Genomic DNA, 13940 nt, shown 5'->3' with positions numbered 1-13940 from the left:
TTGAGCAGCGGGTGGGAGTTATTGTTTAGATTTATTCTTATTTTTTTTAGAAACGGGATAAATTGCAAGCAATGAAAGAGCAATCTTTTTATTAGTTTCTTTTTTCTCTTTCAATTCTTCGGCTTTTTTAATTTGATTTTCAGTAGGGTTTAATCCCTCGAATTGTGTTTCATATTTTTCAGAAATACATAAATCAAGATATTTTAAACCTGATCCGAATATTAAAATAAGTATTAATATCATTCTTATTTTCATAGCAAAACTATTAGGTCCCCAAATATGTTGATAAGGGTTATATCCTTGTTTATAATATTGAGTTATTTCCTTTCCTCTTGGACCCATTAAATTATATGTATCAATAGCTCTACCATATTTAGAATATCCATCCTTTCCCGTTAATGGGCTTCCTGAAGCGTATAATTTGTTATAATATGCTTTTACTTTGCCCCATCAACCTTTACAGAATATTTATCTATCGGATATTTGGCATTTCTTTCTGCAATAAAATTTGTGGCATTTTTCCTTCCAATTTTAACAAGACACCATCTCCTAAAGGAGCTAAACTACCCGAAGCTGGAAACTTCGATTCCAATTTATTAATATAACAAATAAATATCAAAGACTTTTTCTTCTATAATTAGTTTCTTTAAAAGGTTTTTTAAAACCAAATCTTCCAAGGATTTTCTTAATTCAACATCTTCTACCTTATTCTGATAAAAACTTTCTATAAAAGTTTTCAGCTTCCATAAGGAGAATTGATATTTACTATTCTCATCTAATGAAAAATCATATTCACAAACTATATTGTTAAATGTAATTTTACAACCAGCTCCATGAAAGTTATATTGATAATTGTCAAAAGAATCTTTCTTTTTAACAATAGTGCCTATATATTCATAAATATCATCTTTTATTTGATATTTTTCTTTAAGTGCATTTTCAAATTTAATAATAAAATTTTCATAATCTAATAAATATATTGAAATCTCCATAATTCTTAATTTAGTGTAATCCTTGATGAATTTCTTCTATTTTACTTTTATACAATTTAATTGCCCTTTCCATATTAAGTTCGATTATTTCTATTGATTGGTTAGCTTTTATAGCAGCTTTTATTCTATGATGCCCATCAAGTATGTATGTTTTACCCTTATACATATAGGTATGAATTGGTTCCGAGAACATAGAAATATCTCCATTTTTCATTGCTTTAGCAATACTTGAAACTGTTTTTGCAGATTGTGCACATTTCTCCGTTGACATCAAACTTTTAAGGGCTTTGAGCTATATTTAAGAAACTTTAATCCCACAGAACCTCCCAGATTAACTGGCACATCACCAGTAATCGGGGACATTGCCCAATAAGATTTTCCTTTATATTTAAAAAATGTATTGCTTGGCACTTCTACCCAATTCCCATCTCTATATATTGGAGCCATCTATAATAGATCTATAAATTTGTCCATCTTTAACACTTTTAGGGCAGGTTAAACAATCTCCATCCATACTATCTTCTACTACTGTCTTCTCCATATGCAACGTATGGTGAAATTACCCCATGCATCGGAATGTCTCTGTTCAAGCTTATTTCCAGCTTCATCACTTATTGTTAAAATACTACCAATATAGTCTTTGTGTAAAAATTTATAAGAACCATTATGCTCCCCATTTGGTCCCACTATAAAGCTACCATTTGAAGAGTTTTTATTTATTCTTTCACAACATAAAAAGTTTCATCTTTGTTAGGTTTTAATTTAATAGTGTCCATATTTTTATCTACTCTAACAACACTAATAATTCCTTTATCTTCAAATACTGTTAGTTTTTTATCTTTAAAAAAGGCTTCCAAATAAAGATCATTGATCTTAAATTCTTTTGCATCGGTTATACTTAATAATACTTTATCTTTTTCAATTTTTTTCTTATCAAAAATATTATAACTTCTTGCGTATTCAAGCCAAGCATTACTTATTTTGTTTCCATTCTTATTAAAAACAAGATATTTAACAATAAGAGTTTTTTCTTTTTCTGCTTCTTGTAAGGAATTGGAATAATGAAATTTCCCAACACCCTTATCCATAGCTATTCCCCCAATTATAAAATATATTATAATTGAAAATAATGCAATCAAAATTATTATTGACAAATAATTATATTTTTTTCTAATCATTATCTTTTCTGAAAATTATTTTTTAGTTCTTTGAAATTAAAATTTGGGATTACTGAATATCCTCCATATTGAGACAAACCTGCACCCGAAAGTGCTGCCGATATGATATGATTACAGTTATTAAAAAGGAAATGATAATTACTTCGTAATTGTTTCATAGCTCTTGTTGCAGCTCCCAAATCTTGTTTGGCTGTTGTTTTTATTGTAATTGAATCATCATAATGATATTGGGTTTTTGCATAATCCATTGCTTCTTGCCTTGTCTTAAACGTTTTTATATTAGAATCATTTCTTCCACCCATCCAAGTACTTCCCGAAGAATCAACTCTTCCATCACTGACCATATAGATATATCCATCCTTGTCATTTCCTATTATTAATCCACTATGTCCCTTTCCTCCTGCACCATCCGAAGCATTCAAAATTATTATATCTTTAGATGATTCTGTCTTTATCATATGCAACGTATGGTTGAGTCCCGCTACAACCCCTCCAACTACAGCACCTTCCCAGAAGTTTCCTCCGGTCAATTCAGAAGCTACACCTCCCAACACCATACCTGATACTACTGTTCCTGCGGCACTATTAGCAAAACTACCTGCAAGACCACCAAATAAAGAAGCTCCCCAGCTTCCTGAAGCTCCACTCGCAAAACCATGAGTAAAATTAGCTCCCTGCATTAAAGATAAAGTACCTTGTGCAAAACCATGTACTAATCCCTGAGCCATCGCACTTGCCACTTTATCTGTTAAAGTGAGTACAGTTCCTGCGGCAGGGGTAAATGCACTACCTATTCCAAAGGTGACCGCTCCGCTTACACCTCCCCAGAACATAGATTTCAGCGCTCCACCCAACTGCCATTTACCACCACTTATAGCGACTCCTAAAGAATAGGCGGCCAAACCAACAGCTGTACCAATAATTGCTGCTGTAATTACTCCTCCCCAGAAAAGACTAACTCCCCACGCAGCCACAAATGCAAAAACAAACTCTCCACTCGGATCATTAAACATGAGTGGATTATTGAATACATATCCATACTTATTATAGTTCTGCGTGTTGAATATGTCTTGTATATTCTCATCCGCATTTAAGAATCTTCTTAATAACGGATCATACAATCTACCATTCATGTGGATAATGCCTACTTCTGCAAAATGCTCGTGACTCGTGTATCCTCTTTCTAACAATAACGATGCATTATCAATTATATTTTTATCAGTAATTATCGCACCGTTTCCTATTTGAAGATGAGTAAAATTACCCCATGCATCAAAATGTCTCTGCTCAAGCTTATTTCCGGCTTCATCACTTATAGCTAAAATACTTCCGATATAATCTTTATGCAAAAATTTATAAGAACCACTATTCTCTGTAAAGTTCTTTAAATATACAATATTTGATTCATATGGTGTTCCACCAATATAAAGAATATACTTTTCCTTTCCAGTCGTATTGTCTTTTACGACTTCAAAGCTTCCGTCTTCACTGTAAAATTTAGTAAACTTCCCTTCTACATCTGTACTAAAGTTACCACCATAGGTAACTCTTTGTCTCATACTCGTTAATCCATATTGGAAAGCAACATCCCCTTTCATTCCGTCGATGAAAACAGGGTCGTTATTCTCATTATAAACAATACTTTGAATTAAATCATTGCTATAATTTTGCACCCCTGTGGCATTCAGGGTCATTCCTGTTGGCTGGTAGATTTTTGCAGCATTTTCATACTTCATCGTTCCTACCTGATCGTTTTCCATAATCCTTCCTTTAATGTCATAAACATTTCGGTTAGAAGATGGTTTAACTCCTATTACAGGATTAGTCCAGTTTACTAAACGATTATTATCATCATAGTCGAATGATTCTACAATATTGAAGTCTCCACCAGTTGTTCTGCTCTTCAATTCATTCTTAATTGCATCAAAAGAGTAGGAAAGTTGCAGGATACCTGGTTTTACTGCCGACGAATGATTAACCTGAGTTAAGAAACCAACATAATCATAAGAATTATTAATGTCTACTGCACCTAATTTAGCTTTTAATACTTGACCTCGGGCATTGGTTTCTTTCAATTCCCAAAGAATTTTCCCAGAGTTTTTATCCTTAAGCTGGTATAGCTCCCCATTCCATGCGCTATAAACATTCTCAATCTGTACTTTGGTCAATATACCTGAAGAATAAAGCTGTTTTTCATAAGAAATGACTCTTCCTTTATCATCATAGGTAATTCCTTTCTGAATAAAATATTTACCATTACTATTTTCAGATGATGATAATAATCTCCCTTGTGGGTCATAGGAAACATTATTACTATATGGCTGTCCTTTGGAGGTTCCTGATTTAGCAACAAATCTTCCTTTATTATCATAAGTATAAGAAATCATTTTGTTGGTAGCCTGTCCACCATCAGTAGTAGAAAGCTCTTTTTGAGCAATCAGCTGTCCAAAGTCATTGTAGCTATATTCTTTCGTTCCTTTTGGACTGATTGTTTTTTTTGGTTGCCCGAAACCATCATATTCATACTTATACGTACCATTGGATGGATCATTAAATTCTGACTTTCTGCCCCACGAATCATATTTGGTAGTAACAATATTTTCTGCATATTGAGCTTTGATCTGTTCTCCTGCTGCATTGTATGAGAATTGTATTGTTCCTCCTTTATCAGTAGTTGAAACTACATTACCTAACGCATCTGCTGTTTTAGAAGTTGTTCTCTGATAACCATTGAGTTCTTTTATTGTCGTTGTTAAACCTGTGACAGAGGTCTCTAATTTAATACCCTTATATGAAGTAGCAGTTACCTTTGAAGGAAATACAGTATCATCATATGCTATTAGATTCCATGGTCCACCTAAGCCATCAGGACTAAAGGTAGATTCGGATTCAGAAGTTTTTCTTCCCAAAGCATCATATAAAATAGCTTTGGTAATATACTGTCCTTGTCCAAAAGCTTTAGTTGATGTTTTATATTCTTGCCCCAACTTATTGGTGAACTTTTTCGAAATATCCCCATCAGGATCATATTGGGTAACAATAATGTTAGAGTTATTATCTCTTTCATACTGATAAGTTGTGGTTCCTTCTAAATTACTTTTGGAACTCAACAATTTCCCCCAACTGTCATATTTGTTGGTAAGAATATTTCCTAAAGGATCAGTCTGCGTTACAATCTGCCCCCAATCGTTATACGTAATTTGAGTAATTAATCCTATATTATCGGTTTTTTTAATTACAAATCGCCCTTTAGAATCATATTCACTTGTAGTGGTTTGAGTTTGAGGATCAATGCTATTACTGATTACTTTCCCGGTAACATTTCCGAATCCATCATAATTATATGTTTCAAGTAAATATCCGGTATTATCACGATTCCAGGTTTTCAGAGTTTTTACAAGATTATTTTCGTAAGTATACTCTTCCTTCGCTGATTTGGTATCCCCATAAGCCTGTACTATATCAATCTTTGATTTTGGTCGCCCTATATAATAATTTGTGCCTACTCCTGAAGGGTTGTGAGTGTATTCAGATGTTGATGTTGTGATGGCATATCCATTATTAACATTTGATATACTTTGTGCCGGAAGATAATACTCTCCATAAGTTATACTATTTTCAGTAATTATACCTGTTAAAAAGTCTTTGACTTTACTGGTTTTAGGAACAACAGCAGTTACTATCTTTGGTTTATCGGAATCTGCAATTGTTCCGGTTATTACCTGCCCATTTAACAGCTTATCTATTTGGTAATTAGTAGATTTAAAACTTAACAACTGGGTGTTATTCTCAGAAATATCCGCAGGAAATATCTGGTTTTCATTATTGGTTCTAATAGACCATTCTTTTACAGGAACCCCTTCTTGTAAGGGATCCATTTCAGTTCCTGACCAGATTTTGGTATTCTCAAACCCATCAGCGTACCAGGAAGAACGAGCAGCTTGACGAAAACCGATTACTCCCTTTCCGTGTAAATTAGCTATATATCCCCTGTATCTGAAATCTTGTTTTCGAACGGTTTGTTCATCGGTTTGGCGAATTTGAGAAACTCCAAAAGTTTGAGAAAGCCTGTCCATTTCAACAAATGGATATTGCTCTTGTTTTATAGGAGTATAAATATTAGAATTAACAGAAGGATCAAGTTCTTTATAATCTATATGATAATTTTGTGACCCCTGTGATATCAAGGATACATTTTTATCAGGATTGAGACTATAATGTTTGTAGCTTATAATTTTTCTTTCATGATTACCATTAATTCCTTTTACAAGAAATAATATTTTAGAAGAAGTACTATTAACCCTAAAATCTCCAAATACAGGACTTATTATTGCCTCATTTCTTGTAGCATTATAAAGTGTTTTTTCATTAAATGACCATTTGAATTGTGCATTATTAGGATCATATTTGGCTTCACTATAACTTTGAACATACCAATTTGTATAAGGCTGATTGTTGGGGTAGAAAGTTGAAACAGAATTTACGATCTCACTTTTCCCATCATTGTCTAAATCAAGTAATTTCGGGGTAGAAAAAGAATTGGCCCCAACAGCAGTTACATCAAAGGGTCTATAAAACATAAGCCCCTGAATACTTTCTTCCAAGGCATTTCCTGTATTCAAGTAAATTGACCACCCCGCAAGAACAGTAATTCCAACAAAATTATGTACTGGTAATAATACTTCAATATTCTTATCACCATTTAAATCCCCAAATTGAATACCATCAATTATTCCTTTTATGGAATATGTCTTTTTTAAATTTAAAGCATAATTATTATTTACTTTCTTTAATTCATACTGATGTAAATTATTGAGTGGAGTGTCAACGGTCTTGACAACAGGAGAAGGTTGCGTATAGTCTTTTGTATAATAGCTAACGCTAACATTGGTATTGGCTGGATCAACAAACATCACATCCTGTTTTCCATCATTATCAAAATCCACAATCCCTCCCTTACTTAAAATATTTTTAGGAGTTGTCTCCGGAATAATGCTGATTGTATTATTTTGTATATTATTATTATCTACAACTACATATCTATAACCCAATGTCTTACATTGCCATCTTCCTTTAGGTGGATCAGGTACAATGACCACATATTTACATTTTTTATCGTTTAATGACAAAATCAATTCAGACACCCCATCAGAATCAATATCCACTTCCCTCATATTTGAAGGATGAGAGACATTCATTCCCCCTATATATTCGGGGTCAGTTTCAGGTGGATATAAAGAATCAGCATACCCATAGCTTCCTGATTGTATTGTTTTAGCATATTCTAAAACAAGAGGATTATTATAAGTATTGAGAACTGATCCGTCAGTTTTGATTGAATAATATTTAAGTTCTATATCCCCTGAAGAAGGAGGGTTATATCCTGCATTATTTTTTGAAATAATAAGCCCCTGCTTTGTTTTAATGTAATTGTCTGCCGATTTTATGTTAAATGTTGTAAAGCTACTGCCTGGCCAATAAGTGCTTGATGGCCCCAAATAAACAAAAGAAGGGATGCTGTTGTTGATAGCATCAAAATAAATATAATATCCTTCAGGTCTTCCATTTTGTGCTGGTTGCATTACAATGAAATCTACTAAACCGTCTCCATTATAATCCCCTGTTGTAATAACATTATTATAATCCCCAAAATCATATTCATTAGAGCTTGTGCCCATTGTAGCTGAAGAAAAAACTATAGGATTGGCTTCTTTTCCTTCTGAGTTATATTCAATAATCTTTTCAACAAAATCATAATTAACTTTATTATTAGAATCATTATTAACTATATTTTGTGTTTCGGAATATTGAATTGAATAACTTTTAAACGGAGAACCGTTAGCTTTAACTTTTATTTGATCTAATATTTTATCTTGTTTGAATAATATTCCTTTCAAATAAGATGTTTCGATAATCTTTCTTGGTAAATAAGTAAATTCAATGGTATTGAAATGAGGTTTATCCAAAGTTTCATTTCCACCCCAAGTAATACTAGCAATTACTGCCACATTATTAGAGTTGTTCTGAGTGTAGTTATAGGTAATATAATTTCCCTGTGCATCCTTCCATTTTACAATATTATATTCCAATGGTGTTCTGGCTGTACTATTCCCGGAAGCGATTGCTCCATACCATGACTGAGAGCCATCCTCAAAAGTTACCTCCCAATATTCAGGCCCTTTCCATGCTTGTCCTGATGCGGAGCCAAAAGATTTTATCTTAATATTGGAATATTTCTCTGTTACATATTCAGCCCCGTCTTTTCCATATTCACCAGACTTAAGAATCAATCGCTGTCCATTAAAGCTATAATAATCAGAATAATCCAATTGTATTCCTTTTACTTCTCCATCCTTTTCAATATTCCTGCCAACTCTTGATATTGTTGTAACCCCGGAAAGATTCCATCCATACCCCGCAATACCATTTCCGAAGCCACTGGTATAAACGAGGTTTATTTGTGGGGCCGCACTTTTCACTCCCGGCGGTAAAGCAATAGGTAAAGTAAATTGCAATTGTCCGGCTCCATTTACTTCAATATTTCCTTTAGTATCATGAAAGCTTTGTCCTGCCGGAGCCGTAGTTCCTGATGGATTATTGCTTCCCGCCTGAGAGTCTGTTGGCCCCCCGCCCGGATTTTCCGTCGCAGGGCCTATTTTTGCCACAAAAGGATTGGAAACATCAGATTTTGCATGAAAGCCTTCGGTAAGGATCACTGATTGTGGATCTTGCACTGTTCTCGAAGTACTTTCTGCCTGGTATAGTATGGTCTGTGAAAAGCCCAATACTGAAAACAAGGACAGTATAAATGATGAAAATAATTTCATATTTGTTGTTTTGTAGTAAATTATTTTAGTTAAAAGTTTATCGTTTCGTGATGTTTCGGCTGAATACTCTTCCATCTTTCAACGTAAAGTGCAAAACATAAATACCCCAATCGTAGCCGGTCATATTGATTTTAAGTTTTCTGTTCAAATCAGGCATATTCTGCTGCTGGAATTTCCAGTGAACGGTACTGTGCTGATACAGTGAAACCGATTCGATAAGTCCGTCTACCTTCTCAGTCCAGTCGATAGTCAGAACATCACTAACAGGAACAGGATACAACCTAATTTGTTTCCAAAAAGTAGCTTTATCTATCATTTGAGATTCAGGTTGAACTTGGGTTGTAGCAACTATTTTAGATTCCGCAGTTGCTGGTTCCTGTGTTGTTCTTCCTGCTGAATTTGTTCCTCTGTATCTTTGATTTCCGGCTTCATCATACTTGAAATACACTTCGGTCTGGGAAAATCCGAAAAAACCTATCATCAGCGATGATAGTGATAGTAATTTTCTTTTCATTTGTGATTATTTTTTAGTGGATAATAATTGTTGAACTTGATATTTCAGTTCCTGAAGCTCTTTGGATTGTTTCTTTAATATCTTAATTTCTTCTGCTTGAGACTTTAATTTCTTATTTTGTTCAATAGAGTACAGTGTTAATTCTTCAATCTTCTCAAGCAGCTTAGAATTCATCTCAGCAAGATTAATTCCATTTTCAAGCACTTCCTGAGCAGTAGGAATATTAGGCAAATGCCCTTTTTCAATAATATGTTTTTCAACATCCTCTAAAGATCTCAGCTGATATTCTTTTTTAAATACATAATCAGCCCATACATTAGCTTTTACTTCAACTTCTTTAGCATTTATTTTGCCATCAAATCTTGCAATTCCGTTATTGAAAAATTTAATCCATGTACCACGAGCGCCATCATTAATACCAATATAAGATGTACCGTCATTATTATCGTTGGGAAGAGAAAGTATGATATTATGGGTTTTTCCTAAGTTTCTAAGCACAGTATCTCCAGCTTTTTCCGAGTAGCAACCATCACATCCAGCCTTCGCAATTTGAAATCTTCCCAATGAATTGGCAACTTCAACAAGAGTACTTTCACTATTATAAACTCTTAGTTCTGCCGGAGAAGCTGTGTCAACATCATTTAAGCCTACTCTTACATCTCCCGCTGGCAATAAACGAAGCCCTGCATTATTATTAGACTTTAACACTAAAGGTTGATTATCCGTAGTCCCAATAAAATTATTGGATGGGTTAGTTCCTGTATTTCCGTTTAAATTCCATGATTGCGCAAATGTAAATGATGACACTAATAATGCCAACGAGAATAATTGTGTTTTCATAGTTGTATGTGTATTAAGTAATTGTATTTTAAATTTTCTGCAAAAGTATATTTTTTAGTTCACAATGAAAAGATTTATTTAATAGATTTAGTATAAACATTTTTAATCTTATTAATCTATTCTTTAGCAGTTATAATGCAAACCTACCCCCGCAAAACGACAAAAATTGACGTAAAAAAATAAATTATTTTTTGTTTCAATATTCAACACTTCGCTAAAAAGTAAAATAACCTACTAAAAAGTAGTGAAATAAACTGAAAACAACTGAACGATAGAGGCATTAATGTTTAATTAGCCATATAAATTTTCTATTCTCAAAAAACAGAACTATCTTTAAGCTAAAGATTTCACAGTTTAAAAAAATGAACTCACAGCATAGAGAAACGGTGGTTCTCAATACCAAATTCGGAACAATTACAGCATTTAAAGAAAACGGGATCATCAGGGCAAAAAGTATTCGGTATGCCCGTTCAGAAAGATTTCAAAAACCTGTTCCTGTAGATCATTTTATTTTTGACAGCAGGTTTAAGGATAAAACTCCGGTTTGTCCACAGAAGCTAAGTCCGCTTGTAGAAAAAATGATTGGTATAACTCCTGTTGAAGAATTTGAACCTGAAGAATCCACACAATATCTTTCTGTTACCCGTCCTGAAAATATACCTGATAATGAGAGGCTTCCGGTAGTGGTATGGGTTCACGGTGGTTCCCATGAAATTGGGTGTGGTGATCTTCCCACTGCAGATCCTGCTGAATGGGTGAAAGAGCAGCACATTATTGTGGTGACGGTTTCCTATCGCCTGGGACTCTTTGGTTTTTTAGGAGGTAATGAAAAAAGACCACCTAATCTAGGGCTACTGGATATGATTGAAGCATTGAAATGGATCAAAACCAATATTACAGATTTTGGAGGAGATCCTGGAAATATTACCCTGCTTGGTCAGTCTTCTGGTGGTGATGCAATTGCCCATCTAATGATCTCAGAAGGTGTTGATGACCTGTTCCAGCGGGTAATTATTCAGAGTGCACCGTTGGGATTACGCTATAAAAGACAGAAAATGTCAGCCGAGTTTCTGAAGAAAACAGAAGGGATTAAAGATGAGACTGATGTTTATAAGATGATGGATGATTACGGAAGATTTGTTCCTTCTGTTATGAAATACGGTTTGAAAGCTGCGATGCCTTTTGGTACCCAATATGGATTTACACCTTTATGTAGCGAAGAGGAATCTGTTGAAAAATGGAAAGTAAATGCAAAAAAATATGATGTATTGATTGGCTTGAATAATGATGAAACAGCATTTTATCTCAAAACTTCAGAAGCTTTAAATAAATATTTCGGGAAAGGTCTTGGGTTGAGAATTATGGATAAAACGGTTCAGAAAACTACAGAATTTATCTATGGATCACCAGCCAGACAATTTGCAGAAAATCATGCAAAAGGCGGTGGTAATGCCTATTTATTCAGAATACATTCTAAACTGAAAGAAAATGCTATTGGAGCACCGCATTGCATTGACCTTCCTTTAATTTTCGGTAACGAATCTGCCTGGAAATCCTCCGAAATGTTGAAAAATATTCCCTGGGAACGTATTCATGAGCATGGAACAAAGCTCAGGGCCCTTTGGGCAGAATTTGCGAGAACCGGAAACATTTCAGATCAGTCTGAGCGGCCGGAAATCCTTAAAATAGAAAAAATAGAATCACCTTAAATGTGATGAAATAGTTACTGATTAGTGTTCTTTTTATAATAATATCATCTTATTTATTTGTTTTATAGTTGATTATGAATTTTAATGTCTTTTTTGTTATCTTTATAAGACCAAATACTAAAACATTAAACTATGAAATCAACAAAACTTCAAAACGCTAGAAAAGTTAACAGAGAGGAACTTAAACATGTACAGGGAGGTATCATCATCAGAGACAGAATATGCTGCTTCTATAATGAAGACAATTACTGCTGTGAATGGGCACCGGATTTATGGAGCTGCCGCGGTATTAAATGCTGATATTCTGTATGATAATAAAACGAAAAGCGTCCATCAATAGTGGGCGCTTTTATACTTTTTTTAATGAAAGTTGTTGTTATTCAGGAATCCAGACACTTACATTGCCGGCAGGGACAGGGAAATCTCCCCAGCCGTTTTCATCAATGGTTACTTTAGTTTTGAATCTTTTCAATAAGTCCTTGAATTTCTTTCCTGCATACTGTTTTCCAACTTCCATTGGTTTGTTATAAGAATCTTTATTGCTGAGTACTACAGCACATCCTGTATGAGCATCATCTCCTTCGCGTACCCACCCGAGGCAGTTGGCATCCTCAAAATAATCCCGCTGTTCACCGTAAGCATGATCTTTTCTTGCCTTTAAAAGTTCTTCGATGCCATCTACTTTCGGCATAAAAATTTCCTGGTCGTGTCCGCCCCAATCTTTATCAATATAATGAGCCCCATATAAATCCGGATAAAATACACATGGGTATCCATCTTTCCGCAACAGGATCAAAGCATAGGCAAGAGGTTTGAACCAGGCTTCTACGGGAGCTTCCAGATCCTGAAGCGGCTGGGTATCATGGTTGGCTACAAGACTTACTGAATGTAAAGGATCTGCCTGGGTAAGAGTTTCATCAAAAATCCTTCTGAGATCATAAGAATCCCCTTCCTTGGATGCATTATGGAAATTATTCTGTAATGAGCTGTCAAAAAGGCTCATACAGCCTTCAGTAACTTCAATATATTTTTGAAGCAGATGAAGGTAGCCTGGGGCCCAATATTCTCCTACCGCAAAAATATTTTTTCCGGAATTGGAACGGAGCAATGTAAGCCATTCTTTATAGAAATCAAAAGAAATATGTTTTAAGGCATCAAGGCGAACTCCGTCAAAATCGGTTTCATCAAAATACCATTTGGCCCAGTTGTTAAGTTCTTCCCGTACAAAAGGGTTCCTGTGTTCAATGTCATTATACATCAGGTAATCGTAATTTCCTTTTTCATCATGGATCATTTCTTCCCAATCATCACCATACTCTGATAAAATTTTATAAATATGGGATTCCATGCCTTCCGCATAATCCACACCGCTGAAGCAGGTAAAGTTCCATTCAAAGTCAGAATATTTTTTATTTCTTCCGGGAAATGTAAATTTGGTATAGGATTCAATTTCCATAACATCGGAAATCACTTTTTCCCTGTTGTTTTCATCTACCTTTACCACTTTGAATTTTTCCAGCTCATCACCACCCGCCTTATGACCGAGAACAATATCTACAATAATTTCTATATTTTGTTTTTTTAATGCTTTGATGGCTTTTAAATAATCCTTTTTAGTACCATATTTGGTGGGCATGGTTCCTTTCTGGTCAAATTCTCCAAGGTCATAAAGATCATAGGCATCATATCCTGTAGAATAGCCCCCGTTTGTTCCTTTATAGGCAGGAGGAAACCAGACAGAAGTTATTCCCAGTTTAGCCAGATATCTGGCCTGTTTTTCGGCTTCTTTCCATAGCTTTCCACCACCTTCAGAATACCAGTGGAAAAACTGAATCATTGTTGGGTTCATATAATTTGCTGATTTGATGACTACAAGTTAG

At 34.5% G+C, this 13940-nt stretch carries 10 protein-coding genes; 2 read left to right on the top strand and 8 right to left on the bottom strand.

Annotated elements, in window-relative coordinates:
• Window positions 1-18: 18 nt before the first annotated feature.
• The 7 genes from EG339_RS02250 to EG339_RS02220 all read right to left on the bottom strand — a co-directional run bounded on the left by EG339_RS02250 (window position 19) and on the right by EG339_RS02220 (window position 10351).
• The gene (locus EG339_RS02250; protein ID WP_228459690.1) at window positions 19-342 is read right to left on the bottom strand and encodes a hypothetical protein; all 324 of its coding nucleotides are present in this window, start codon (window positions 340-342) and stop codon (window positions 19-21) included.
• A 254-nt stretch (window positions 343-596) separates the two neighbouring features.
• Window positions 597-992: a DUF6896 domain-containing protein gene (locus tag EG339_RS02245; RefSeq protein ID WP_123868682.1), complete on the bottom strand. Its 396-nt coding sequence runs from the start codon at window positions 990-992 to the stop codon at window positions 597-599.
• A 10-nt stretch (window positions 993-1002) separates the two neighbouring features.
• The gene (locus EG339_RS02240; protein ID WP_123868681.1) at window positions 1003-1263 is read right to left on the bottom strand and encodes a ParB N-terminal domain-containing protein; all 261 of its coding nucleotides are present in this window, start codon (window positions 1261-1263) and stop codon (window positions 1003-1005) included.
• 445 nt (window positions 1264-1708) lie between these two features.
• Window positions 1709-2146: a hypothetical protein gene (locus EG339_RS02235; protein WP_123868680.1), complete on the bottom strand. Its 438-nt coding sequence runs from the start codon at window positions 2144-2146 to the stop codon at window positions 1709-1711.
• A gap of 23 nt (window positions 2147-2169) precedes the next feature.
• Window positions 2170-8997 (bottom strand): RHS repeat-associated core domain-containing protein, encoded by a 6828-nt coding sequence (locus tag EG339_RS02230; RefSeq protein ID WP_164466399.1) that lies wholly within the window; start codon window positions 8995-8997, stop codon window positions 2170-2172.
• Between the two features lie 37 nt (window positions 8998-9034).
• Window positions 9035-9511, bottom strand: a complete 477-nt coding sequence (locus EG339_RS02225; RefSeq protein WP_123868678.1) for a hypothetical protein — start codon at window positions 9509-9511, stop codon at window positions 9035-9037.
• 6 nt (window positions 9512-9517) lie between these two features.
• Window positions 9518-10351, bottom strand: coding sequence for a cell wall anchor protein (locus EG339_RS02220; RefSeq protein ID WP_123868677.1), 834 nt, complete (start codon window positions 10349-10351; stop codon window positions 9518-9520).
• 362 nt (window positions 10352-10713) lie between these two features.
• On the opposite strand from EG339_RS02220, the gene EG339_RS02215 reads away from it, so the two are divergent.
• Both EG339_RS02215 and EG339_RS24105 read left to right on the top strand, forming a co-directional pair.
• Window positions 10714-12060, top strand: coding sequence for a carboxylesterase family protein (locus tag EG339_RS02215; protein ID WP_123868676.1), 1347 nt, complete (start codon window positions 10714-10716; stop codon window positions 12058-12060).
• A gap of 132 nt (window positions 12061-12192) precedes the next feature.
• The gene (locus EG339_RS24105; protein WP_164465395.1) at window positions 12193-12360 is read left to right on the top strand and encodes a hypothetical protein; all 168 of its coding nucleotides are present in this window, start codon (window positions 12193-12195) and stop codon (window positions 12358-12360) included.
• Window positions 12361-12436: 76 nt separating this feature from the next.
• Here the strand turns inward: EG339_RS24105 and EG339_RS02210 are convergent, their stop codons facing one another.
• Window positions 12437-13909: an alpha-amylase gene (locus EG339_RS02210; RefSeq protein ID WP_123868675.1), complete on the bottom strand. Its 1473-nt coding sequence runs from the start codon at window positions 13907-13909 to the stop codon at window positions 12437-12439.
• Window positions 13910-13940 lie beyond the last annotated feature (31 nt).

This window comes from Chryseobacterium bernardetii (assembly GCF_003815975.1).
GTDB classification, from domain to species: Bacteria; Bacteroidota; Bacteroidia; order Flavobacteriales; family Weeksellaceae; genus Chryseobacterium; species Chryseobacterium bernardetii.
This window is presented reverse-complemented; position numbering and strand designations above follow the sequence as displayed.